This window comes from Martelella sp. NC20 (assembly GCF_013459645.1).
GTDB lineage: Bacteria > Pseudomonadota > Alphaproteobacteria > Rhizobiales > Rhizobiaceae > Martelella.
This window is the reverse complement of record NZ_CP054861.1, coordinates 2,037,324-2,061,861: the sequence shown is the minus strand read 5'-3', so window position 1 is coordinate 2,061,861 and position 24,538 is coordinate 2,037,324. Positions and strand designations below refer to the sequence as shown.

Here is a 24,538-nt window from a genome sequence, read left to right as displayed (position 1 = left end):
GCCAGCGCGGGAACAGGCGGGCCAGCACGGCATCGCCGGCTTCCCCTTCTCCCCGTGGGGAGAAGGTGGCCGAAGGCCGGATGAGGGCATGCCCTTCTCCATTGCGCACAACCGCGCAATTGCCCCGCCCGCCGCCTCTTCTTCCTCCCACATGACATAAATCAATTTCCTGCCCGTCCCGCTCGGTTAAACCTGTAGCCAGGGGTCGACGGCTTGCGTTCCGTCAAACATCGGTATACATAATTTTCAGTAATTTCTGAAAATTCAGGCAGAGCAGGAATATCGATGCAATTGTCGCCGATCGTGCAGGATTTCGTGGCCCATTTCGGAGAGATGGGGAGCCGCTGGGGCATCAACCGCTCGGTCGGGCAGATTTACGCCCTGCTCTACGCCACGCGTGAACCGCTCTGCGCCGACGACATGGTGGAAGCGCTGAAGATGTCGCGCTCCAACGTGGCCATGGGGCTGAAGGAATTGCAGGGTTGGGGGCTGGTCCTGCTGCGCCACAAGGCCGGCGACCGGCGGGATTACTTCACCACGCCGGACGACGTCTGGACGATCCTGAGGACGCTGGCCGAAGAGCGCAAGAAGCGCGAGATCGACCCGACGCTGACCATGCTGCGCGAGGTGCTGATGCGCGAGCCGGAAAACGAGGAGGAGCGCTATGCGCAAGCCCGACTGGGCGAGATGCACGCGTTGATCGAGAAACTTTCCGACTGGTACGACGATGTGAAGGTGATGGAGACGGAACGGCTTCTGATGCTGCTGAGCATGGGCTCGGCAGTCACCAAACTGCTCGAAACCACAGACAGGCTCCCCGGCTTCGGCCGGAAGAGCGTGAAGAAGAACAAGGGTTCATGATGGACGCGCTTGTCGAAAGGACCGGGGTCGCGGAGGCCGAACCAGCGCGGAGCAACGCTCCGGAGAGCGGTCGTCCCGTCTCACCGCAAGGTGCTGCGCCGAGTGCTGCCCGCCACAAGTCGCGCGCGCCGAAAACCCGGGCGCTGAAACTTGCCGCCTGGCTCTCCACGCTTGCCGAACTGATGTGGCTGCCGCAGGCGGCCTGCCTCGCTTATGGCATCGGCCAGATCGCCGAGGGCTACGGCATCGCCGCGATCTGGCCGCTGGCCGCGGCCGTCACGGCGCTCGGCCTTGCCAAGGCGGTGCTGGAGCGGGCGGGCAATCGCATGGCCTATCGCGCGGCCCGCAATATCCTCTCGGAAAAACGCGAAATCGCGATCGCCGCGCTCACGCGCCGTTCGCCGCTCGATACCGGCCGGGCCGCCTCGGGCGAAGCCGCAAGCATTCTCGCCGAACAGGCCGAGCATATCGTGCCCTATCTCGCCCGCTTCCAGACCGCCCGCTTCAAGGCGAGCGTCGTGCCGCTTGCGATTCTCGCCGTGGTGCTTCCCTATTCCTGGATTGCCGCACTCGTGCTGATGATCGCGGCACCACTGATCCCGGTGTTCATGGCGCTGATCGGCTGGAGCGCGCAATCGGCAAGCGAAAAGCACCTCGCCAATATGGGCACGCTCAACGCCTTCCTGCTCGACCGGCTGCGCGGGCTGCAGACCATCCGTTCCTTCGATGCCGTCGAGCAGGTCTCGCGGCGGCTGAGGCTTCGCGCCGAAAACCTGCGCCGCCGCACCATGGCGGTGCTGAAGATCGCGTTCCTGACCTCGGCCGTGCTGGAACTGTTCTCCGCGCTCGGCGTGGCGATGGCGGCGGCCTATATCGGTTTTCACCTGCTCGGACAGATCGGCTTCGGCGCCTGGGGCGGCAAGCTGACGCTGTCGGAAGGGCTGTTCATATTGCTGCTGGCGCCGGCCTTCTTCGATCCGCTGCGTATGCTGTCCTCCGTCTGGCACGACCGGGCCGCGGGCGAGGCGGCGCTTTCCGCGCTCGACAGTCTTGCCGAAGAGGGGCTTTCCATGGCCGGCGGCGCGGCAACCGAAGGCGCAACGACCACAGCCCGCCCGGCAAGCGTGGAACTCAGCGATCTCGGCTTCGTCCATCAGGGCTCGAAAGACCCGGTCTTCGACGGCTTCGACCTCACGGTCAAACCCGGAGAGCATGTTGCGCTGCTGGGACCCTCGGGCAGCGGCAAGTCGACGCTTCTCGCTCTGATCGCAGGCCTCGCCGAGGCCCGTCACGGCCGCATCGTCATCGATGGCGTGACGCTTGGCGACGACACCGCCGACGGGCTGCGCGCGAAGATCGCCTGGATCGGCCAGAACCCGCATCTCTTCGCCGGTTCGATCGCCTCCAATATCCGCCTCAACCGCGAAAACATCAGCCGCGACGATATCGCCGGCGCGCTGAAGCTATCCGCGCTCGACACGGTTGCCGAGGCCCATGGCCACGCGATGATCGGCGAAAACGGCGCGGGGCTTTCCGGCGGCGAGGGCCTCCGGCTGACGCTGGCGCGCGCCGCCGCAGGCAAGGGCGCCGGCCTCATTCTCGCCGACGAGCCGACCGCCCATCTCGATCACGATACCGCGGCCGGGATCACCGAGGCGCTGCTGGCGCTCGCCGCCGGACGGACGCTGATCGTGGCGACCCACGATCCGGTGCTGGCCGCGAAAATGGATCGCGTCGTCCACCTTGCTCAGGATTTCAGGGAGAATACGCCATGAAACGAGCCATGCGAAAATCGGGGTTTGCCGCGCTCGGCCCGATCATCGGCCTGTTCTGGCGCGAACGGCGCGGCGGGCTCGTCGCCGGCGCCGCACTTTCCGCCTTCACCGTGCTCGCCGGCATCGCGCTTCTCGGCGTCTCCGGCTGGTTCGTGACCGCCACCGCGATCGCGGGGCTGACCATGGCGACCGCACTTGCCTTCGACGTGTTCGCCCCCTCTGCCGCGATCCGCTTCCTGGCGCTGTCGCGCACCACCGGCCGCTATTTCGAACGGCTGCAGACCCATGACGCCACGCTGCGCGTACTCGCCGGCCTGCGCGTCAACCTGTTCCGGGGCTTTGCGGCACCTGGCGCCGCCCGCGCGCTGGCGCTCAGGCCCGCCCGCCTGCTGTTCCGGCTGACCGCGGATGTCGACGCGCTCGATTCGCTTTATCTGCGCGTGCTGGTGCCGGGCACGGTGGCGATCATCGCCGGGCTTGCCGCCATTGTCGCGCTCGGGGTTCTGTCGTGGCCGCTGGCGCTTGCCGTCGGCGCGGCGATCGTTGTGCCGGGTCTCGCCCTGCCCGCCCTTGCCGCGCGCGCCGCGGAAAAGCCCGCCCGCCGCCGCGCCCATGCGCAGGAAGCGCTGCGCGCCCGCACCGTCGACATGATCGCCGGCCAGAGCGAGCTGGCGCTCGCCGGACGGCTCGATGCCCAGCGCGCGCGGGTGGAAAACGCCGATCGCAGGGAGCATGAAGCCGATCTGGCGCTGAACCGGATCGACAGCAATACCGGTTTCGGCTTCGACATGGCGACCGCGCTGATCCTCGCCGGCGTTCTGCTTGCCGGCGCGGGCCTTGCCGAGGCCGGGCGGATCACCGCGCCGCTCGCAGCCCTCGCGCTTCTCATCGCCTTTGCAGCACTGGAGCCGTTCGCGGCGCTGCGTCGCGGCGCGATGGAGCTTGGCCGCACGCTGCTTGCCGCGCGCAGGCTGTCGCCCCGGCTGGCCGACGAGCCCGCAGCCCGCATCGTACACGCCGCGCCGGACGCCGGCATCGCGGTCGCGCTCGAAGCGGTCACTCTGCATTATCCGGGCCGCGGCGGGGCCGCGCTTTCCGGCCTGACGCTTACGATTGCCGAGGGTGAAAGGCTTGCGCTGATCGGCGCGAGCGGGGCCGGAAAATCCACGATCATGGCGCTGATCGCGGGCGAGGTCATGCCCGAAAGCGGCAGGATCGCCGCCCTGCCGGCAACGCTTCTGACCCAGCGCACCGAACTGTTCCAGGATACGCTGCGCGCCAATCTGAAACTCGCTCAACCCACAGCCGGCGATGAAAGCCTGATGGCGGCGCTCGATGCCGCGGGGCTCGGCGACACCGTGCGCGGTCTCCCCCATGGCCTTGATACCGAGCTTGGCGAACAGGGGCTCGGGCTTTCGGGCGGTCAGGCCCGCCGGCTGGCGCTCGCCCGGCTGGTGTTGCGCGATACGCCGGTGTGGCTGCTCGACGAGCCGAGCGAGGGCCTCGACGGCAAGACAGCCCGCGACGTCATGACAAAGATCAAAGCGCGGGCCGGAAAACACCGTAGTTTGCTGATTGCGACCCATATCCGCCGGGAGGCAGAAATTGCCGATCGACTGATCATGATCAATTCGGGGCGGATCGTTTCCGCCTACAGAAGAGGCGAGCCCGGCTTTGCCGGAGCGCTTGCCGCACTGAGACCGGACTGAACCCCGGCCTCCAATAAAAATGCGGCCTGCCGGTAACACGGACGGCCGGTGAAACTGAGACCCGGTTTGAACGCGGGAGAGACGCAATGGAACTGGACATCGTGGCGCTATCGCGCCTGCAATTCGCTATGACGGCGCTATATCACTTTCTGTTCGTGCCGTTGACGCTGGGCCTTTCCATGATCGTTGCGATCATGGAAACGACCTACGTCATGACTGGCCGCAAAATATGGCGGCAAATGACAAAATTCTGGGGGACGCTGTTCGGTATCAACTTCGTCATCGGCGTCTCCACCGGTCTCGTGATGGAATTCCAGTTCGGCATGAACTGGAGCTATTACAGCCATTATGTCGGTGACATCTTCGGCGCGCCTCTGGCGATCGAGGGCCTGATGGCCTTCTTCCTGGAAGCAACCTTCGTCGGGCTGTTCTTCTTCGGCTGGGACCGCATGTCGCGGGTCGCGCACCTCATCGCCACATGGTGCGTGGCGATCGGCTCGAACCTGTCGGCGCTGTGGATCCTGATCGCCAACGGATGGATGCAGAACCCGGTCGGTTCGGCGTTCAACCCGGTCACGATGCGCATGGAGGTCACCAACTTCTTCGAGGTTCTGACCAACCCGGTCGCGCAGGCGAAGTTCGTGCATACGGTTTCGGCCGGTTATGTCACGGCCTCGGTCTTCGTGCTCGGCGTCGGCGCATGGTATGTGCTGAAGGGCCGCCATGTGGAACTCGCCAAGCGCTCGATGACGGTTGCCTGTTCGTTCGGCCTGGCCGCCGCCCTCTCGGTGGTCGTGCTGGGCGACGAGAGCGGCTATCTGACCACCGAACACCAGAAGATGAAGCTCGCCGCGATGGAATCCATGTGGGATACGGAACCGGCTCCGGCATCATTCACCTTGTTCGGCATTCCCGACGCCAAGGACCGTGAGACCCACTACGCGGTCAAGATTCCGTGGGTGATGGGCCTGATCGGCACCCGCTCGCTCGATACCCCGATCGAGGGCATCAACGAGCTGGTCGAACGCGGCAAGACCAAGATCGAAAACGGTATCCTGGCCTATGATGCATTGACGAACATTCGCCAGAATCTCGGCACCGGCACGCCGGACGCCGCAGATCAGGCGATCTTCGAGGAACATGGCGCAGACCTCGGTTACGCCTATCTTCTGAAGCCCTTCGTCGACGACCCGAGCCAGGCCACGCCCGCCCAGATCCAACAGGCCGCAAACAGCCTCGTTCCCCCGGTCGGCACCCTGTTCTGGTCGTTCCGCGTCATGGTCGGCGCAGGCTTCCTGTTCATCGCCGTCATGGCTGTGTTCTTCTACCTGTCGACCAGGCGCCGGCTGGACAGCCATCGCTGGCTGCTTCACGTCGCGGTCTGGATCATTCCGCTGCCGTGGATTGCCGCCGAATGCGGCTGGATCGTCGCGGAAATCGGTCGCCAGCCGTGGATCATCGAGGGCATCCTACCGACGGCGCTCGCCGTATCGAGCCTCGGCGCGGGAACGGTGCTTTTGACGATCATCGGCTTTGTCGGAATCTATACGGTGCTGTTCATCGTCGAAATGGGCCTGATGCTCGCCGCGATCCGCAAGGGACCGCAGCCGGACAACGGACCTGACATGCCGGTTCTCGGCGCTCGCCGGGTTCAGGGCACCATGGCACCTGCGGAGTAAAACATCATGGTATTGCACGATCTCATCTCCTACGAAGCCCTCCGCGTCATCTGGTGGCTGCTGCTCGGCGTTCTGCTGATCGCATTCGCCGTGATGGACGGCTTCGACCTTGGCACCGGAACGCTTCTGCCCTTCGTTGCCAGAAACGACACTGAACGACGCGTCGTCATCAACACGGTCGGACCCATCTGGGAAGGCAACCAGGTCTGGCTCGTTCTCGGCGGCGGCGCGATCTTCGCGGCGTGGCCGGCGATCTACGCCGTCTCGTTCTCGGGCTTCTATCTTGCGATGTTCGCGATCCTGTTCGCGCTCATCCTGCGCCCGGTCGGCTTCAAGTATCGCTCCAAGCGCGAAAGCGCCACATGGCGCAGTACCTGGGACTGGCTGCTGTTCATCGGCGGCTTCGTGCCGACGCTGATCTTCGGCGTGGCGCTCGGCAACGTCCTGCAGGGCGTTCCCTTCCGTCTCGATAACGATCTGAGGATCTTCTACGACGGCTCGTTCTTCGGCCTGCTGAACCCCTACGCGCTGCTGACCGGTCTGGTCTGCGTCGCCATGCTGGTCATGCACGGGGCGGCCTACCTCACGACCAAGACGGACGGTCCGGTCAACGACCGCGCCCGCGCCTATGGCTCGATCTCGGCTCTGCTCTTGATCGTTCTGTTCGCGCTGGCCGGCGTCTGGCTCTATTACGGGATTGACGGCTATGCCTTTACCGGCGCGGTCGATGCGGCCGGCCCGTCCAACCCGCTGATGAACGACGTTGCCCGCACCCAGGGCGCATGGTTCGTCAACTACGGCAAATATCCCTGGATGATGCTGGCGCCCGCGCTCGGCTTCATCGGCGCCATCGGCGCGTTCATCGGGCTGAAGGGCAACAGGCCGGCGCTTGCCATGCTGTCGTCGTCGGCTTCGGTCTTCGGCGTGGTGGCAACGCCCGGCGTCGCGATGTTCCCGTTCATCCTGCCGTCGTCGGAACAGCCCGGCGCCAGCCTGACGGTCTGGGATTCCTCGTCGAGCCACCTGACGCTGTTCATCATGCTGGTCTGCGCGCTGATCTTCGTGCCGCTGATCATCATCTACACCTCGTGGGTCTACCACATCATGTGGGGCAAGGTGACCAATGCGGACGTCACCAACAAGGACAAGCACGCCTATTGAGCAAAGCCGGCGGGCCCACAAGGCCCGCCCCCTTCACGAAAGGAGAATTCTATGTGGTATTTCGCCTGGATCCTCGGCCTGCCGCTCGCAGCACTTTTCGCGGTGCTGAACGCCATGTGGTACGAACTGATGGACGACCGCGCCAGGGAGCGCGAGAACAAGAGCAGCGGCCTCTGACCTGCCGCGCCTGAAGGTTACGGACGGCTCGCGGATATGCGGGCCGTTTTGTTTTGGGAGTGATTTCTCGTCACGCACCCATCAATCTCCCCAACACAGGGGTAGGCAAAGCGCAACCAGCATCACCGCAAAGCCCCCCAATCTTCTCGCCCCGGAGGGGAGAGATGTCGCGAAAGCGACAGTGAGGGGGGAGACTATCACCGCGGACGCCCTTACGGGTCGAAATGCCGCGCCACCCTCACTGCCCCTTTCGGGGCATCTCTCCCGCCAGCGGGAGAGAATATTGGGAGCAAGCGGCAAGACCCGATGCAACTCATCTGCCATCAAGAGACGGCTGCGGCGCTTCCGACGCAGTAAACACCCGTGAGGAACACAAGACCCGTGCCTCAGCCCTTGCGCGCCCGCCGCCGGTCTTCCGCCTGCGCTTCCAGCAGCGCCCGCACCTCTTCGACGAGGTCGCCTTCCGGCACGGTCTTCTGCGCCACCCGGGCCTCGCGCCATTCGGCGTTGTCCTCGATCTCGCCCGAAAGCCGCTTGCCCTCGATCAGGTCCTTGATCTGGACCACGCCCTCGGCGCGTTCATCGCCGCCCTGGATGATCGCGATCGGGCAGCCGCGACGGTCGGCATATTTGAGCTGGTTGCCGAATTTCTTCCAGTTGCCCTGGTACATCTCAGCGCGGATGCCGGCGCGGCGCAACTCCTGCGTCATCTTCTGGTAGCGGCCCATGCTCTCCGCATCGCCATCCATGACGGTGACCAGCACCGGCTCGATCACCTCGAACGCGCCAAGCTTGCCGAGGTTCTTCAGCGCCGTCATCAGCCGCGACACGCCGATGGAAAAGCCCGTGGCCGGAACCGGCTGGCCCATGAACCGCGACACCAGCCCATCATACCGCCCGCCGCCGCCGACCGAACCGAACACGACCTTTTCACCCTTTTCATTGGTGACATCGAAGGTGAGTTCGGCTTCGTAGACGGGGCCGGTGTAGTATTCGAGGCCTCGGACGACGGAGGGGTCGATTTTGATGCGATCTATCCCATAGCCAGCATATCTGACCATTTCCCACATACGCATCAACTCTCCTAAGCCCTCACTAGCGAGCCTATTCTCATAGAACGATTGCTGCATCTCATCGAGGACATACCAGTCCGCCATATCTTCATCGCGTACGTTCGCTGGCATCGTTCTCCGCTCTGCAATTTCGCTTGCAACACCAACCGCTGTTGATATGAAACCTACAACAACCGTAATTTGCCCTTCATCTAACCCCGCCCCCTTGGTGAAATCGCCGCTCTCGTCCTTGCGGCCCTCACCCAGCAGCAGCCGCACACCCTCGACGCCAAACTTATCCAGCTTGTCGATCGCCCGCAGCACAGTCAGCCGCTGCCCGGCATTCTCCTCGCCGCCAAGCCCGATCGCCTCCAGCACCCCATCCAGCACCTTGCGGTTGTTCACCCGGATCACATAGTCCCCGCGCGCAATTCCGAGCGCCTCCATCGTATCGGCCATCAGCATGCACATTTCGGCATCGGTCTGGACGCCCGGCGCGCCGACGACGTCGGCGTCGAACTGCATGAACTGGCGGAACCGGCCGGGGCCGGGCTTTTCGTTGCGGAACACATAGCCGGCACGATAGGTGCGGTAGGGAAGCTGGATGTCGTTGAAGTTTTCGGCGACATGGCGGGCGAGCGGCGCGGTCAGGTCATAGCGCAGGCTCATCCACTGGTCGTCATCGTCCTGGAGCGAGAACACGCCCTCGTTCGGGCGGTCGCTGTCGGGCAGGAATTTTCCCAGCGCATCGGTATATTCGAACAGCGGCGTTTCCACCGGATCAAAACCGTAATTCTCGTAGACCCTCTTGATCTTGCCGACCATTTCATCGGTCGCGCGGATATCGGCGGCGGAGCGGTCGCCAAAACCGCGCGGCAGGCGGGCCTTCAGTTTCTGCGGTTTTTTCTTGCTTTTGTCGCTCATGGGATTGCTCGCCAATCTGTCTTGAAAAGTCTGTCAGGGAAAGGGTTGGCCGCAGTCTTAAAAGATGCGCGCCGTTGCGGCAAGCCTTCAGGCGGCAAGCGAGAATTCGACCAGCGCCGCCGCCGCCTTGCTCAGATGCCGTTCCTTGTGGCTCAATAGCTGGAACGCGCGCGAGGGCAGGTCGAAATCGACGCGCTTCAGCCCGCCGGAGGCAAGCCACGGGGCGGCAACCGCGCCGGAAACCGCCGTGGCCGCATGGCCGGAACGCACCGCCGAAAGCACCGCCTCGTTGGAGGGCAGCACCATTACCACATCGAGATCGGCGGCGGCGATGCCGAAACCCGCCATCGCATGCTCGAACTCGAAGCGGGTGCCGGAGCCTTCCTCGCGCAGCACGAAGCCGGTGTTGCGCACGAGATCGGCGGCCGTCACCTTCCCGCCGTCCGCCAGCGGATGGCCGGGGCCGACCACCACCATCAGCGCATCGTCGGTCAGATGGCGTTTTCTGAGCCGCGGATTGTCGAGCGTGCCCTCGATATAGCCGAGTTCCGCCTCGCCCTTCGCCACCGCATCGGCCACCGTGGTGGTGTTGCCGATCGAGAGCTTGAGTTCGATGCCGGGATGGCGCGCGTGAAACCGCATCAGCACATCCGGCAGCCAGTAGCTGGCAATCGTCTGGCTGGCGAAGACCGAAAGTTCGCCGCGCTCCAGCCCGCCGAGCTCGCCCAGCACCCGTTCGGCGGAACGGATGCCGGCGAGCGCGCCCCGCGCCTCCTCCAGAAACACCCGCCCCTCCGCCGTCAGCACCAGCCCCCGGCCGACGCGATCGAACAGCGCGACTTGATAAAAATCCTCGAGCTTGCGCAGCGCGCTGGAAACCGCTGACGGCGTCAGGTGCAGCGCTTCGGCCGCCCGGGTCAGGTGCTCGCGTTCGGCAACAGCCACGAACACGATGAGTTGTTCAACGGTCATCATGAAAAAACATTCTCTCCAATCGAACGAAACGTCAAATATTATTCGATGGAAGATGACATTGGAGAAGATCATCTATTGCGCAAATCAGGAAAACCCGAATGCGCATTGCCCTTACCCACGATACCAACCGCTCCTGGATCGCGCCGATCATGTCGCTCGCGCCCGGCATCATCCTGTCCTGTCTCGTGGCGCTTGCCGCGTTCGGACTGGAGGCGGTGGAGGTGCGGCTTTCCGGCCATCGCTTCGTCGAGAACCTGGTGCTGGCGATCCTGCTCGGCACCCTGATCCGCTCGCTGGTCTCGCTGTCGGAGGTGTTCAAGCCCGGCATCCGGTTCTGCGAGAAATTCATTCTGGAAGTCGCGATCGTGCTGCTCGGCGCCTCGATCAGCGTTCAGGCGCTGAAGGCGGCGGGGCCGGCGCTGGTGCTCGGCATTGTCGGCACGGTGGTCTTGGCGATCGCGGTTTCCTACGGCATCGGCCGCGCCTTCGGGCTCAACAAAAAGCTCGCCACGCTGGTTGCCTGCGGCAACTCGATCTGCGGCAATTCGGCGATTGCAGCCGCGGCCCCGGTGATCGACGCCGAGCCCGGCGATATCGCCTCGGCGATCGCGTTCACCGCCGTGCTCAGCGTCGTCATGGTGCTGGCGCTGCCGCTGGCGCTTGTCGGTTTTTCCATGACGGGCACGCAATATGGCGTGCTCTCCGGCCTCACCGTCTACGCCGTTCCCCAGGTTCTGGCCGCCGCCCAGCCGGGCGGCGTGATCGCGGTGCAGACCGGCACGCTGGTCAAGCTGATCCGGGTGATGATGCTCGGCCCGGTGCTGTTTACGCTCGGCATGACCATGCGTTCGGGCTCGGGCGGCGCACAGATCAAGCTCAGGCATATCGCGCCGTGGTTCATCATCGGCTTCGCGCTGATGATGGCGCTGCGCTCGGCCGGCGCGTTCCCCGAGGCGATGGTGGAGCCGCTTGCCCATACCTCCAACGCACTGACCGTGCTTGCGATGGCCGCCCTCGGCCTTTCGGTCGACATCCGCTCGCTCGGCCGCGCCGGCGGCCGGGTCGTCGCCACCGCCGTGCTCTCGATTGCCGCGCTGACGGCGATTGCGCTCTGCCTGATCTTCGCGCTGCAGATCGGCTGATCGCGATCAGGCGACCGGACGCTTCAGCGCCGTGCGCAGCCGCTCGACCTCTCCCCGGCAGCAGCAGCCTTCGAGATGGTCGTTGACCAGCCCCATCGCCTGCATGAAGGCATAGACGGTGGTGGGGCCGACGAATTTCCAGCCGCGCTTCTTCAGATCCTTGGAAATGCGGACCGAAACCGGCGTCGTCGGGTTGGCGCGCAGCGTCTCGAGGTCGACGACGGCGGGACGCTCGTCCGCGCCCGGCTCATGGGCCCAGAAATACGCCGAAAGCGATCCGAATTCGGCCTCCATTTCGATGGCGCGGGCGGCGTTGTTGATCGCCGCCTCGATCTTGCCGCGGTGGCGGATGATCCCGGCATTGCCGAGCAGGCGCCCGACATCGTCGGCGGTATAGTGCGCGACCCTGTGATAGTCGAACCCCCCAAAGGCCTCCCGGAAATTCTCGCGCTTGCGCAGGATCGTCAGCCATGAAAGCCCCGACTGGAACCCTTCCAGGCAGATTTTCTCGAACAGCCGGAAATCATCGGTAACCGGCCGTCCCCATTCGTCATCGTGATAACGCAGATAATCCGGCAGATTGCCATGCCAGAAACAGCGGACCTTGCCGTCCTCGCCCGTTATCAAACCCGCCGTCTCACTCACGCCCGCCTCCTGATTCTAAAACAGAACAAAGAGGAAACATGTTTTTGCCGTTACGGCAAGTGCAGACCTAGCAAGCTCCCCGGAAATGCGACGGGCGTTCCTCCCCTGAAGGTGAAACGACTATGCGCGCGGCGGCTCGTCCGGCGGGTTGACCGGATCACTGGTTACGGCCTCAGGCGGCTGAGGCGGCGGGGTTTCGATCACCTCGGCGTTCCGGCGTTCGCGCCGCGCGAGCATGCTATGGCCGCAAAGTGCTGCCATGGCGCCAAAGCCGAGCAGCACGACGACGATGTTCGCGATCCAGCCGAAGAACGGCAGGTAGTGCAGGAGCGACATCAGCACCAGCCCGCCCGCAATCGCCAGCAGGCGGTTGACGAGGCTCGGACTGAGCGGCCTGATGCTGGTCACCACCCACCAGGAAAGCGCATAGACGGCGAGCAGATAGGCAAATGTCCAACCCACCACCGTGGCCAGAACGACGAACGGGATCAGCGGAATGGCGATGATCGTCATCAGCGCGACCGGCACCGCGCCGATCAGCGTTGAAAGTGCCACGAAGCCGTAGCCGAGCGAGGCGAACGGACGGGCGATCAGCCGCGCCCGCGCGGTTTCCGTCCGCTGCGGCGCGAGCAGCAGGAACACCGCCGCCAGCGCCAGCATGAACACCAGCATCGAAATGAAGCTCGCGACCACGGTGGTGTCGGAGACGACTTCCGTCTCGTCCTCCTGTTCCACTGCGGCATGCGGCGTCAGCTTGTGATAGGTCACCTTGTCGGCGGCGATCACCGAGGTCGGGATCGTAACTTCATCCGGAGCGTAATAGGTCAGCGTCCCGCCGACCGTGGCATCCGGCCCGAACGCGATATCATCGCCCATGATCCGGACATCGCCGGAAACCGCCGCGTTAAGGGTCAGGTCGCCAGTGCCCACGAGCAGGCTTCCCGCGATCGGGGCGTTGATTTCAACCGAGCCGCCCGCCAGCCGGGCATTGCCGCTGACGGCCGCGCCGGGGCCGATCTCGATATCCGCGCCGGCGGCCGAAAGATCGCCGGCGACCGTACCGTCGATCTTGACGGAGAAACCGGCCGCGTAGAGATCGCCGTTCACCGAGGCGTTGGAGCGGACCCTGGCGCCCGCCAGCAGCGCATCGCGCCCGACCGAACCGTCGAGCCGGGCGGTGGCGCCGGCCACGAAGGCATTGCGCGGGCTGTCCTGATTGAGAACCGTCGTCGTGCCGCTGGCATAGGTATCGCCGCCGAAGACCATGATCTTGTCATCGTCCGCCATGGCAGCGGTGCAGGCGAGCACCAGAACCGTGAATACAGTCGCCAGAATGCGTGTTATTCCGCTCATGACCAAAGCCCCTTTCGTCATTCAGCCGGTTCAGACACTATCAGGCTTGTGAGGCCATAGGTAAAGGACTAATCCGGCCGTCAACCCGCGCGACACGCCAGCACCGCCGCCGCCAGCGCCTCCATGCTCTTGCCCCGTCTGTCCGAGCGCCGCCAGCAAAGCCCGAGCCTGCGCGCCGGCGCCGGCTCGGCGAACGGCAGGATGGTCAGCGGCGTGCGGGCGGTTTCGGCGGCCACCGCCATTTCCGGGATCAGCGTCATGCCCATGTCGTTGGCCACCATCTGCAACAGCGTTGTCATCGAGGTCGCTCCGACATTGACGATCGCGCGCTTCGGCTTTCGCTCGCAAAGCGCTAAGGCCTGGTCGCGCAGGCAATGGCCCTCTTCCAGCAACAGCAGGCGATCCGCCTCGATATCGGCCTGGATCAGCGGCGAGGCCAGCACGGTCTGGTTGTTGCGGGCAACCGCCATGAAGAACCGGTCGGAAAACAGTTCCATCGCCTCGATGCCATCACGCTCGACCGGCAGCGCCGCCACCACGACATCGAGCATTCCCGCCTCCAGATGATCGAGAAGCTGGTCGGTGACCGCTTCCTTCAAGGCGATCTCCGCTTCGGGGTAGTGGCGCTTCAGATAAGGCACGAGCTTGGGGATCAGATAGGGGGCGACGGTGGGAATGAGGCCGATCGCCACCGGCCCCGAAAGCGGCCCCGAGGCCGGCCGCGCGGCATGCTCCAGCGCGGCCATCGCCGCCAGCACGCTTCCCGCATGGGCAAGCACCCGCTCGCCCTCGCGGGTCAGGAGCACCTGCCTGCGGGCGCGCTCGAACAGGGCCACGCCGAGCGTCGCCTCCATCTCCATGATCTGGGCGGACAGCGCCGGCTGGCTGATATGCACCGCCTCCGCCGCCCGGCCGAAATGGCGTTCACGCGCCAGCGCCTCAAAATAGCGCAATTGTTTGAGTGTAATCATGATAGGAAAATCCTATCGCAATTTCAGGAAATCGCAATTGGAAACTATCGTTACTTCGTGAGATCATCGTGCTCACCCACAATGGAGGAAACCATGGCTGATAAACCGACCCTGACGACGACAGCCGGCACCGCCGTGCCGGACAACCAGAACTCGATCACCGCCGGCCCGCATGGCGGGGTGATGATCCAGGATTACCAGCTCCTCGAAAAGCTCGCCCACCAGAACCGCGAGCGCATTCCCGAGCGCGTGGTCCACGCCAAGGGCTGGGGCGCCTTCGGGACGCTGAAGATCACCGGCGACATCTCGAAATACACCCGGGCCAAGTGTCTCCAGCCGGGCGCGGAAACCCCGATGCTCGCCCGGTTCTCCACGGTTGCCGGCGAAATGGGCGCCGCCGATGCCGAGCGCGACGTGCGCGGCTTCGCGCTGAAATTCTACACCGAGGACGGCAACTGGGACCTCGTCGGCAACAACACGCCGGTGTTCTTCGTCCGCGACCCCTACAAGTTTCCGGACTTCATCCACACGCAGAAGCGCCATCCGCGCACCAATCTCAGATCGCCGACGGCGATGTGGGATTTCTGGTCGCTGTCGCCGGAAAGCCTGCATCAGGTGACGATCCTGATGTCGGACCGCGGCATTCCGGTCGATCCGACCTTCATGAACGGCTACGGCTCGCATACCTACTCGCTCTGGAACGATGCCGGCGAGCGCTTCTGGGTCAAGTTCCACTTCAAGACGGAGCAGGGCCACAAGCATTACGTCAACGAAGAGGCCGAGACGCTGATCGGCAAGAGCCGCGAAACCTATCAGGAAGCGCTGTTCGACAAGGTCGAGACCGGCAATTATCCGCGCTGGAAGGTGCAGGTGCAGATCATGCCGGAAAGCGATGCCGGTAAGACGCCCTACAACCCCTTCGACCTCACCAAGGTCTGGCCGCATGGCGACTATCCGCCGATCGATATCGGCGTGATGGAATTGAACCGCAATGCCGACAATTACTTCGCCGAAATCGAGCAGGCCGCGTTCTCGCCCTCCAACAGCGTGCCCGGGATCTCGCATTCGCCGGACAAAATGCTGCAGGCCCGGATCTTCTCCTATGCCGATGCTCACCGCTACCGCCTCGGCACCCACTACGAGGCGCTGCCGGTCAATGCGCCGAAATGTCCGGTCCATCACTACCACAAGGATGGCCAGATGAATTTCTTCGGCCAGAAAACCGGCGCGACGGATGCCTATTACGAGCCGAACAGCATGGGCGGCGCGGTCGAGGACAAGTCGGCGATGGAGCCGCCGCTCGCGATCGAAGGCGCGATGGCACGCTACAATCACCGCGACGGCAATGACGATTTCGGCCAGCCGCGCGCCCTGTTCGAACTCTTCGATGATGGCCAGAAATCCCGCCTGTTCGACAATGTCGCGGCCGCCATGGGCGGCGTTCCGGGCGAGATCATCGAGCGCCAGCTTGCCTTGTTCAAGCAGGTCCATCCCGACTACGAAGCCGGCGTCCGCCGCGCGCTGAAGCAAGCGCATGGCTACGAGGCCAACGCGATCTCGACGCCCGGTACGCAGTCTGCGGCCGAATAGACCCAGCTTCTAAAGGACTCTCGTAAAGGCCGGCGCCAACAGCATCGGCCTTTTTGCTATTCTGCGGCCGCCGCCGTCGCGGCACGTGCGAAATGCGCTGGCGCCATGCCGGTGTGGCGGGTGAAAGCGAGGCTGAAGGCGCTGGAGGAACCGTAGCCGACGCGTTCGGCAACGGTCGCGACCGGCAGTCGGCCCTCCGTCAGAAGGCCCTTCGCCAGAACCATCCGCCAGCCGAACAGATATTCCATCGGCGGCACGCCGATTGTGCGGCTGAAACGGGCGAAGAAGGACGAGCGCGACAGGGCGGCGAGATCGGCAAGCTCGTCAACCGTCCACGCGCGCGCGGGCTCGCGATGCATCGCCCGGATCGCCTCGGAGATCCGGGCGTCGCCAAGGCCGCGCAGCAGGCCCGGCGCGGTGTCGGAGGCCGCCGCCGACCTGAGCGCCTCGATAAACAGCACTTCCAGCAAGCGTTCGAGCACGACGTCGCGCGCCGGGCGTTTCGACAGCGTTTCGTCGCGCACAAGCCTCGCGAGCGCGGCCAGCCGCTCGTCGCGCCGGACGATGACGGTATCGGGCAGGAGCGACACCAGCAACGCCGCATCGGCCGATCCGAAGACGCAGTGCCCGACGAGGTATTGGCAATCGGCCGGACCATCCGCCCGTCCCACCCTGAGCGCGCCATTGCCAAGATGAACCGGCGTCGTCACGATCCCGGCTTCCGGCTTCTCGTTCGCGCTGGTGGTGGTGAAGCCGAAAGAGGACGGCACCAGCACGAAATCGCCTTGCGCGAGCGCCACCTCGTCGCGACCATCCGCCTGAAACCGGATCGCGCCCTCGAGCACCAGACCATAGAACACCTGGCCGGTCTGTTCCCGGCGGATGCGCCACGGGCCGGCGCCGGTGACCCATTTGGAATAGGGCGCGCGCGGCTGCAGAAATGAAACGATATCGGCGAGAGGATCGGTCAAAACCGGACTTTCAATGATGTTAACGCGATGATCCATTATGGAGCGTCCGGGCCGCGCTGTCTATATTGGCATTGTCAGCGCGGCCATCCATGCCCCTCGCTTTCATATCCACCCATTCGGTTCACAGCACTGCCGTAGCCGTGCAAAGGAGTCCCCATGAAAACCGTCCTCATTACCGGCTGCTCTTCCGGTTTCGGACTTGAAACCGCCAAAACCTTTCTCGATCGCGGCTTCAGGGTCATCGCCACGATGCGAAGCCCGGACGCAGGCCTGTTTCCCGCATCCGACAATCTGAAACTGCTGCCTCTCGACGTCACCGATCCGGCGAGCATTGCCAACGTCGTGGAGGCCGCCGGCCCGGTCGATATTCTTGTCAACAATGCCGGCGTCGGCTGGCTGAACGCGCTCGAGGGAACGCCGGTCGACATCATCCGCAAGGTGTTCGAGACCAACACAATCGGCGTGATGGCGCTGACCCAGGCCCTCCTGCCGCAGTTTCGCGCCCGCCGCTCCGGCATGATCGTCAATGTCACCTCGACGGTGACGCTCAGCCCGCTTCGCCTTCTTTCGGTTTATACCGCCAGCAAGGCGGCGGTGAACGCGTTCAGCGAATGCCTGGCGCTGGAGCTTGCGCCGTTCAACATCGGTGTCCGCATCGTGCTGCCGGGCCGCGCGCCCTCGACCGATTTCGGCAGGAACGCGGCGTCGCTTTCACCCGACGGCATGAGCGTTCCGGAGGCCTACAAGGAGATTGCCGATGCGGTCTTCGGGCAATGGGCCGCGGCCCCGGCGGATCTGGTGACCCATGCGGAGGACGTCGCGAACGCTGTCCTTCGGGCGGCGACCGACCCGTCAACGCCGATGCGCATTCCGGCGGGCGCGGATGCCGAGGCGGGCATGGCGTCATAGCGCATCGTTGATTGTCGGGGCCGCGAAGCTCTCGCCTGCCCCGGCAGCTCTTACAACAGCTGAACGCATTTACGGATCAGGATCGTCCAGCCCGTCATGCTCGCCCGCATGGGCGATCATGTCGGAGACGACATGTTCGATATGATGGTCGGCGGCCTCGTAATACATCTGCCGCGCCTGGCGGGTGCGCCGCACCAGCCTTGCGCCGCGCAACAGACGCAGATGGTGGCTGACGAGCGACGGCGAGGCCTCCACCTTGTGCGCGATATCGCCAACGGCCATCGGCGCGCTCAGGCAGGCGACCAGGATCTTGAGACGCGTGGGGTCGCCCAGCAGCTTGAAGGTTTCGGCGGCAACTTCGATTTCTGGCTGTTTATCGTCCAAGGGTCTTCACTTATCCGGATCGCACCATTTCTCGGGGGAGCCTCATGCCGGCGCCTGGAGCGGGCAGTCGGCGGGTTGCTCGCCCCATCGGATCTCGATCGTCGCATGGCGGATATCGTAGCGCCTTTCCAGCACAGCCTTGACGCGATCGACGGCGGTTGCGGCATTGCCATTCTCCGCAAGGCTGATTTCCATGGTCGCCGCCGGACGGCCCGAGGTGATCGACCAGACATGGACATGGGCGACGTCGGCAACGTCTGCGACCTCGCTCAGCACATAGCGGCGCAGTTCCTCGATCTCGATATTGCTCGGCGTTCCCTCCATCAGGATCTGCGCGGCGCTGCGCAGAAGCGCCCAGGCGGAACGCAGAATGAGGACGGACATCAGCACCGACAGGATCGGATCGATCGGGGTCCAGTCAGTGTAATAGATGATCACCGCGGCGGTGATCGCGCCGACGGAGCCGAGCAGATCGCCGATGACATGCAGCAGCGCGCCGCGGATCGTCACATGGTCGCGGTCGCCCCGCATCAACAGCAGGAAGACGCCGATATTGACGAACAGGCCGAGGACGGCGACGATGAACATCGGTCCCGCCAGCACCGGCTCGGGCGTCATCAGCCGTTCGACCGCCTCATAGGCAATCCAGATCGTCAGCAGGAACAGCGCGAGCGCATTGACAAATCCCGCCAGCACCTCTGACCGCATATAGCCGAAGGTGCGCTTTTCATCCGAGCCCCGGCGTCCGAAGCGGAACGAGGCCCAGGCAAGCCCAAGGGCTGCGGTATCCGTCAGCATATGCGCAGCATCGGCAATCAGCGCCAGCGACCCAGACAGATACCCGCCGATGAATTCGGCGACCATGAAACCCGCGGTCAGGCACAGGCCGATCAGCACCACGCGTTCATTGTTGCGCGAAACGGTCGGCGCATGGCTGTGGTGGCCGTCGCCGTGGCTGTGGCCATGATCGCCATGATCGCCATGGGCGTCGTCATGTTTATGGTGGCGGTCGCCATCATGCGCGTGTTCATGCGCCTCGCCCTTGCCGGGCCCGCCGCTGCTGACGCCTTCAGACATGTCTGATCTCCGTTCTTATATATGAACATATAAACACCTATTCATATTTCCGGTCAACGGGAATGGTCCGTTCCGGGAAAAAAGAAGCGCGGTACATCGAAAAAACCACGTGGCTGGAGAACCGGGCTTGTCGCGAAACAAGCGCCCCAACGAAATCGCCGGCTTCAGCGGATCTGGCATGAAGACATACGGCTGTGGCGGCTTCGTCAGACTGAAGACCTGCTGGTGAAGCGCGAAGTTGAACCACAAAAACAACATGAAATATTTTCTTAAAATTACCAGTGATATTGTATAAATAGCGATATCGAATTAGTAATAGCATATAGATGGCAATTTATACTTACGTGTAACCCGCCGCAGTAGGTTCTTCGTTGAATTCTCAAGAAAACGAAGCGGCGTCTGCGCCGGACGCGTGGAAGCGGGAGGCAGCGCAAGACCGATAGATCTGCCGGGGCGACTTCGTTCAACATCTGCCGGCATCGGTCTAAAACTGCCGCAACACGGCAAGCGGGAGGCCCCGTCACGCCGTATCGGGGTCAACGAAGCCAGACGCCCAAAGCAGTCGGAGTAGAAACCTGCGTTCCCGTCGGCAATGTCTGCGCGGCAACGCGTGAGGAGGCACAACATGAAGAACCGCGACACATCCCGCAGCGAGGAAAATCACAGCCCTGAAGGAATGATGATGAAGGAAGACGATCTTCTCGACTTGATCGAAATCGCTCTCCAGCTCGCCATGCGGCTCGGCCTGGCCGAGACGGCCAGCCATCTCTTCCTGGCATGCGATACACTCAGCCCTGCCGAGACAGAAGCGCCGCAATGGGGCGAAAGTTCGAATATCAGCACGGCTGACAGCCCCTCCATGAACACATCGGACTGATAACGACGCTCGGTTTCGACCCACACTGACGGAAAACATGGCCAATCATCGGCTCGACCGAAGCAGCCTGATGCCGTTGTGATACACTGCGGTATCACTGCCGCGCGAAACAGATGAAACTGTCTTTGATTTCAATGAATTGATTTTGTTTGGCTGGGGAACCTGGATTCGAACCAGGACTAACGGAGTCAGAGTCCGTGGGTCTACCGTTAACCTATTCCCCAACAGAACGCGCCCGAGGGCATCGTTGATGTGGGGGCTTATAAACAGAAAGGCCGGGCTTTGCCAAGGGGGAGACGCAAAATTTTCCGCGACCCGGCCGGGTCACGCCGTCGAGAGCCCCGGGCGTCTCGTTTGAATCACCTGATGCTCTCTCTTCGCTTTGCCGTATCGGGATTGTCGAAAAACCGGGTTCCCGCCTTTGGCCCGAAACTCCGGCAATGGCGGGCGGCAGAAGGGCCGCGACCTCCGCTGCGCCGGACTGGAAGGACCGGCTTCCGGGCCGGACCGATGCCTGCGCAGAAAAGGCATTGGCCTTCTGGTCTCACACTGTTATGATCACGCCAACTGAAAATCATAAGAGCGCCTTGCAGCGAGCCAAATCAGCGGTTTGCGCGGCGCGATGGAATTGGCAAAGTGGAAGACCCCCAAAACAGCGCTGAGCTGTCCGATGGCGGGGCGCGCTTGAACAATGACGGCAAGGGTAAACGCGCTCGCCGCCGATCCCGGAAAGGTCGCCGCAAGGCCGCTGCCGGAGTGCCCGCATCGCATGATGCCGTCGTCGCAGGCGGCAGTGAGCAGCTGCGTTCGCCAGATGGCGGTGAAGCGAAGGAAGGCCGCGCCATGCGCGGCAAGGCCGCGCGTTCGCCGTCTTCGGACCGAAAGCCAGGCGGCAACCCCGACGAAAACCCGAACCATGCCGCCCATGATGGCGACAAGCCGCAGCGCAAACGCAAGCGCCGTCGCGGCCGCCGGGCGCATACCAAAGGACCGCTCGGCGCCGATGGCTGCAAGCATGTCCCCGGCGCCGAGAACAGACCCGCCCGGGCCGCCGACACCGCAAAACAGCCTCCGCCTCATCCGCCCGTCCGCGAGGTGCCGAGGGCACAGGACGGCGCGCGGCCGCCCGACCACGGCCTCTATGCCGCTCTCGACCTCGGCACCAACAATTGCCGGCTGTTGATCGCCCAGCCGACCCGCCACCATCAGTTTCGCGTGGTCGACGGCTTCTCCCGCATCGTGCGTCTCGGCGAGGGCCTTGCCGCCACCGGCAGCCTGTCGCCCGCCGCGATGGACCGCGCGATCGAAGCGCTCGCCATGTGCGCGGCGAAGCTGAAGGGCCGCTCCGTCAGGCGCATGCGGCTGATCGCGACGGAGGCCTGCCGCTCGGCCGACAATGGCGCGTTGTTTCTCAAACGGGTCCGCGAGGAAACCGGGCTGCAACTCGAAATCGTCAACCGCGAGACCGAGGCGCGGCTCGCCGTCTCCAGTTGCGCCTCGCTGATCGGGCGCGAAACCCGCTCGGCCGTGCTGTTCGACATCGGCGGCGGCTCCTCTGAAATCGCGGTGATAAAGCTCGGCGAGAACCGGTCTTACCGGATTGCCAACCACATCTCGCACTGGACATCGCTGCCGGTCGGCGTGGTCACGCTGTCCGAGCGCTATGGCGGCCATCACGTGACGCCGGAAATCTTTGAAAACATGGTGGCGGAAGTCACCCGGCTGCTTGGCGATTTCAACTGTCCGGGCACCGGCGGCGGCGCGGATGACGAGGGTTTCCACCTGATCGGCACATCGGGCACCGTGACGACACTGGCCGGCGTCCATCTCGACCTGCCGCGCTATGACCGCCGCAAGGTCGATGGCATATGGTTGACCGATGACGAGGTTTCGGCCATGCAGGCCAAGCTGCTGTCGTGGGATTTCGCGGGACGGGCCGCCAATCCCTGTATCGGCCCGGATCGCGCCGACCTCGTGCTCGCCGGCTGCGCCATCCTCGAGGCGATCCGCCGGCGCTGGCCGTCCTCGCGCATGCGCGTCGCCGACCGCGGGCTGCGCGAGGGGCTTTTGACCGATATGATGATGCATGACGGGGTGTGGCGTAAACAGCGCCGCCGCGGCGGCTTCAGCCGGCGCCAGGGCGCGGCCTCAAGCAATGACTGAATGGGACTGAATGGGACTGAATGTGACCAAACCACCGTCCAAGCCGGCCAGAACAGGCCGCAAAATCGGCCAGAAGGTCAAGAAATCGAAGCTGAAGGCCTCTTCGCGCCGCTGGCTGGAGCGCCACATCAACGACCCCTATGTGCAACGCGCCAGAACCGAGGGTTTTCGCGCCCGCGCCGCCTACAAGCTGCTGGAAATCGACGAGAAGCATCAGATCCTCAAGGGCGCGCGCCGGATCATCGATCTTGGCGCAGCACCCGGAAGCTGGTCGCAGATCGCCGCCAAGGTCACCGGCTCCAACGATACCAATATCCGCGTCGCGGCCATCGATTTCCTCGAAATGGACGGCGTTCCGGGCGTCAAATTCTTTCAGATGGATTTTCTTGACGAGACCGCCCCGGACCTTTTGCGCGAAGCTCTGGACGGGCCGCCGGATGTCGTTATCTCCGATATGGCAGCCCCCACCACCGGGCACCGGCGCACCGACCATCTGCGCACCATGTATCTGTGCGAGGTCGCGGCCCATTTCGCCGTGGAAACGCTTGCCGAAGGCGGGCATTTTCTGGCCAAGACATTCCAGGGCGGCGCGGAACATGATCTCCTGACCATGCTCAAGCAGAACTTCCGTCAGGTTATCCACGTCAAGCCCGCGGCCTCGCGCGCCGAATCCGTCGAAATGTTCGTGCTCGCCAAATCATTCAAAGGTCGGAACGCCTGAAAGGCACTGCCTATCCCGTGCCGTAACGCGTGCTCAATCGTGCGACCCGCCCCGCGCCATCACCATCTCCCGCAGCCTTTCGAACACTGCAGGGCCCTGCCGCACACCGTCATGTTCATATTCATTGGTGATCCAGACCTGGCAATTGCCAAGACGGGCCGCCGTCTCCTGCGACAGCCCGGCATCGACATACATGTCGTCGTGATAGACGGCGGCGGCCACCGGAACGTCATTGGCGAACAGCCGCGTGGCGTCATAAAGCGGCGGATTGTCCTGCCTTGCCGCGAGCGCCTCGGCGGCGGCTTGGAACGGGCGCAGCGACCGGATTTCCTCGAACATCCACGGATAGATCATTTCGCCGGTGAACATCAGCGGCCGCAGTGCGGGATCGAAGCGCTGAAACTCGCCCCTCATCCTTTCAGCGGCAAAGGCGGTCGCCCCTTGCCCCTGGGCATAGATGCTCTCCTGCAGCACCGCATAGAGCGGATTGCCGTCAAAACCGGTCTGAGCCATGACGGAGAACAGGAAACCATCCGACAGACGCGTCTCGTCGGGGTCTGCGAAGGCCTCGTCGAGGAGGAAATGAAGCGCCTCGAAACCGGGACCCATGCCGAGCCCCAGACCCAAAGTCTGCAGCCGACGCACGCTCAAACGGTCGCCGTCCGGTAGGTGAACCGCATTGTTTTCGATGAAGTCGGCGATGCGGCCGGCAAGCCGCTCGTCCTCGGGATAGCGCTGATAATAGCGCCGGTTCTTGGCCAGAACGCGCGGGTAGGTGCGGCGGTAGACCTCGTCCGCGTCGGCGGAAATCCCCGAAAGACCGCCCGTGACATAGCAGGCGGCAAGCCCTTCCGGCGCGCGCGACAGATAGGTGAGCGTGATGAACCCGCCATAGCTCTGGCCGAGCGTTTCCCATTTGACCTCGCCCAGCAATTGTTTGCGGATGTGCTCGCAGTCGGCGACGATGCTGTCGGCGCGAAAATGCATCAGGTAATCCGCAGCCGCCTCCCCGGTTTCGAAACGGGAGATGACATGCGCGTCGATCGGACTGCTGCGGCCGGTTCCGCGCTGGTCGATCAGCACGACCCTGTGGGTCTTGAGCGCCGCCTTGAGCCATGGCGGGCCGCCGGCGACCGGACGCGGCGACTTGCCGCCGGGCCCGCCCTGCAAAAAGGCAAGCACAGGAAGGTTGTCCCGCCGCTTGACGGGATCGACGATCTCGCGCGCGAAGATTTGCAGCACCGGTCCCTGAGGGCGGGACCAGTCGAGCGGCACCGGCACCAGCATGTCCCGGATCATCATGCCGGGAATGATATATTGCTTCGGCATCATCGGCAGATCTCCTGTTATCTCTGCCGAGGCCTAAAGCGGATCAGGCAAAAGGGCAACCATGCCCGGCCAAAGCATTTCGCAGTCAGGTGG

21 protein-coding genes and 1 tRNA gene are annotated in these 24,538 nt (G+C 63.9%); 12 read left to right on the top strand and 10 right to left on the bottom strand.

Annotation, left to right across the window (positions count from 1 at the left end):
• Window positions 1–285: 285 nt before the first annotated feature.
• The 6 genes from HQ843_RS09905 to cydX all read left to right on the top strand — a co-directional run bounded on the left by HQ843_RS09905 (window position 286) and on the right by cydX (window position 7,362).
• Window positions 286–861 carry a GbsR/MarR family transcriptional regulator gene (locus HQ843_RS09905; RefSeq protein ID WP_180898465.1) on the top strand — a complete coding sequence of 192 codons (576 nt, stop codon included), beginning with the start codon at window positions 286–288 and terminating at the stop codon, window positions 859–861.
• Window positions 861–2,636, top strand: coding sequence for a thiol reductant ABC exporter subunit CydD (gene cydD / locus HQ843_RS09900; RefSeq protein ID WP_180902254.1), 1,776 nt, complete (start codon window positions 861–863; stop codon window positions 2,634–2,636). The genes HQ843_RS09905 and cydD overlap by 1 nt, the downstream gene beginning before the upstream one ends.
• A complete protein-coding gene (cydC, locus tag HQ843_RS09895; protein ID WP_246710331.1) occupies window positions 2,633–4,345 on the top strand; it encodes a thiol reductant ABC exporter subunit CydC in 1,713 nt (570 codons plus the stop codon). The genes cydD and cydC overlap by 4 nt, the downstream gene beginning before the upstream one ends.
• A gap of 86 nt (window positions 4,346–4,431) precedes the next feature.
• Window positions 4,432–6,024: a cytochrome ubiquinol oxidase subunit I gene (locus HQ843_RS09890; protein ID WP_180898466.1), complete on the top strand. Its 1,593-nt coding sequence runs from the start codon at window positions 4,432–4,434 to the stop codon at window positions 6,022–6,024.
• Window positions 6,025–6,030: 6 nt separating this feature from the next.
• Window positions 6,031–7,185 carry a cytochrome d ubiquinol oxidase subunit II gene (gene cydB / locus HQ843_RS09885; protein ID WP_180898467.1) on the top strand — a complete coding sequence of 385 codons (1,155 nt, stop codon included), beginning with the start codon at window positions 6,031–6,033 and terminating at the stop codon, window positions 7,183–7,185.
• 51 nt (window positions 7,186–7,236) lie between these two features.
• Window positions 7,237–7,362, top strand: coding sequence for a cytochrome bd-I oxidase subunit CydX (gene cydX / locus HQ843_RS09880; protein WP_180898468.1), 126 nt, complete (start codon window positions 7,237–7,239; stop codon window positions 7,360–7,362).
• Window positions 7,363–7,748: 386 nt separating this feature from the next.
• Here cydX and hisS read toward each other — a convergent pair whose 3' ends face one another.
• Both hisS and HQ843_RS09870 read right to left on the bottom strand, forming a co-directional pair.
• Window positions 7,749–9,338 carry a histidine--tRNA ligase gene (gene hisS / locus HQ843_RS09875; protein ID WP_180898469.1) on the bottom strand — a complete coding sequence of 530 codons (1,590 nt, stop codon included), beginning with the start codon at window positions 9,336–9,338 and terminating at the stop codon, window positions 7,749–7,751.
• Window positions 9,339–9,425: 87 nt separating this feature from the next.
• Complete coding sequence (locus HQ843_RS09870; protein ID WP_180902256.1) at window positions 9,426–10,310, bottom strand: LysR substrate-binding domain-containing protein; 885 nt, start codon at window positions 10,308–10,310, stop codon at window positions 9,426–9,428.
• 101 nt (window positions 10,311–10,411) lie between these two features.
• Between HQ843_RS09870 and HQ843_RS09865 the strand changes: the two genes are divergently transcribed.
• Window positions 10,412–11,455, top strand: coding sequence for a YeiH family protein (locus tag HQ843_RS09865; protein ID WP_180898470.1), 1,044 nt, complete (start codon window positions 10,412–10,414; stop codon window positions 11,453–11,455).
• A 6-nt stretch (window positions 11,456–11,461) separates the two neighbouring features.
• Here HQ843_RS09865 and HQ843_RS09860 read toward each other — a convergent pair whose 3' ends face one another.
• From HQ843_RS09860 to HQ843_RS09850, 3 genes are all read right to left on the bottom strand, one after another.
• A complete protein-coding gene (locus HQ843_RS09860; RefSeq protein WP_180898471.1) occupies window positions 11,462–12,100 on the bottom strand; it encodes a DNA-3-methyladenine glycosylase I in 639 nt (212 codons plus the stop codon).
• 120 nt (window positions 12,101–12,220) lie between these two features.
• Window positions 12,221–13,453, bottom strand: coding sequence for a bactofilin family protein (locus HQ843_RS09855; RefSeq protein ID WP_180898472.1), 1,233 nt, complete (start codon window positions 13,451–13,453; stop codon window positions 12,221–12,223).
• Window positions 13,454–13,533: 80 nt separating this feature from the next.
• A complete protein-coding gene (locus HQ843_RS09850; RefSeq protein ID WP_180898473.1) occupies window positions 13,534–14,424 on the bottom strand; it encodes a hydrogen peroxide-inducible genes activator in 891 nt (296 codons plus the stop codon).
• 93 nt (window positions 14,425–14,517) lie between these two features.
• On the opposite strand from HQ843_RS09850, the gene HQ843_RS09845 reads away from it, so the two are divergent.
• Complete coding sequence (locus tag HQ843_RS09845) at window positions 14,518–16,014, top strand: catalase (protein ID WP_180898474.1); 1,497 nt, start codon at window positions 14,518–14,520, stop codon at window positions 16,012–16,014.
• A 56-nt stretch (window positions 16,015–16,070) separates the two neighbouring features.
• Here the strand turns inward: HQ843_RS09845 and HQ843_RS09840 are convergent, their stop codons facing one another.
• Window positions 16,071–17,021 (bottom strand): AraC family transcriptional regulator, encoded by a 951-nt coding sequence (locus HQ843_RS09840; RefSeq protein ID WP_246710330.1) that lies wholly within the window; start codon window positions 17,019–17,021, stop codon window positions 16,071–16,073.
• A gap of 120 nt (window positions 17,022–17,141) precedes the next feature.
• On the opposite strand from HQ843_RS09840, the gene HQ843_RS09835 reads away from it, so the two are divergent.
• Window positions 17,142–17,894, top strand: a complete 753-nt coding sequence (locus HQ843_RS09835; protein ID WP_180898475.1) for an SDR family oxidoreductase — start codon at window positions 17,142–17,144, stop codon at window positions 17,892–17,894.
• Between the two features lie 69 nt (window positions 17,895–17,963).
• On the opposite strand, the gene HQ843_RS09830 is transcribed toward HQ843_RS09835, so the two are convergent.
• Together HQ843_RS09830 and HQ843_RS09825 are read right to left on the bottom strand one after the other, a co-directional pair.
• Window positions 17,964–18,278 carry an ArsR/SmtB family transcription factor gene (locus tag HQ843_RS09830; RefSeq protein WP_180898476.1) on the bottom strand — a complete coding sequence of 105 codons (315 nt, stop codon included), beginning with the start codon at window positions 18,276–18,278 and terminating at the stop codon, window positions 17,964–17,966.
• A gap of 42 nt (window positions 18,279–18,320) precedes the next feature.
• Complete coding sequence (locus HQ843_RS09825; RefSeq protein ID WP_180898477.1) at window positions 18,321–19,355, bottom strand: cation diffusion facilitator family transporter; 1,035 nt, start codon at window positions 19,353–19,355, stop codon at window positions 18,321–18,323.
• A 625-nt stretch (window positions 19,356–19,980) separates the two neighbouring features.
• Between HQ843_RS09825 and HQ843_RS09820 the strand changes: the two genes are divergently transcribed.
• Window positions 19,981–20,232 carry a hypothetical protein gene (locus tag HQ843_RS09820; protein WP_180898478.1) on the top strand — a complete coding sequence of 84 codons (252 nt, stop codon included), beginning with the start codon at window positions 19,981–19,983 and terminating at the stop codon, window positions 20,230–20,232.
• A 150-nt stretch (window positions 20,233–20,382) separates the two neighbouring features.
• On the opposite strand, the gene HQ843_RS09815 is transcribed toward HQ843_RS09820, so the two are convergent.
• Window positions 20,383–20,456, bottom strand: a tRNA-Gln gene (locus tag HQ843_RS09815).
• A 412-nt stretch (window positions 20,457–20,868) separates the two neighbouring features.
• Here HQ843_RS09815 and HQ843_RS09810 point away from each other — a divergent pair.
• On the top strand, window positions 20,869–22,395 hold the full coding sequence (locus HQ843_RS09810; RefSeq protein WP_180898479.1) for a Ppx/GppA family phosphatase: 1,527 nt from the start codon (window positions 20,869–20,871) through the stop codon (window positions 22,393–22,395).
• A gap of 10 nt (window positions 22,396–22,405) precedes the next feature.
• Complete coding sequence (locus HQ843_RS09805) at window positions 22,406–23,116, top strand: RlmE family RNA methyltransferase (RefSeq protein WP_180898480.1); 711 nt, start codon at window positions 22,406–22,408, stop codon at window positions 23,114–23,116.
• 33 nt (window positions 23,117–23,149) lie between these two features.
• On the opposite strand, the gene HQ843_RS09800 is transcribed toward HQ843_RS09805, so the two are convergent.
• Complete coding sequence (locus tag HQ843_RS09800; RefSeq protein WP_180902258.1) at window positions 23,150–24,445, bottom strand: alpha/beta fold hydrolase; 1,296 nt, start codon at window positions 24,443–24,445, stop codon at window positions 23,150–23,152.
• Window positions 24,446–24,538 lie beyond the last annotated feature (93 nt).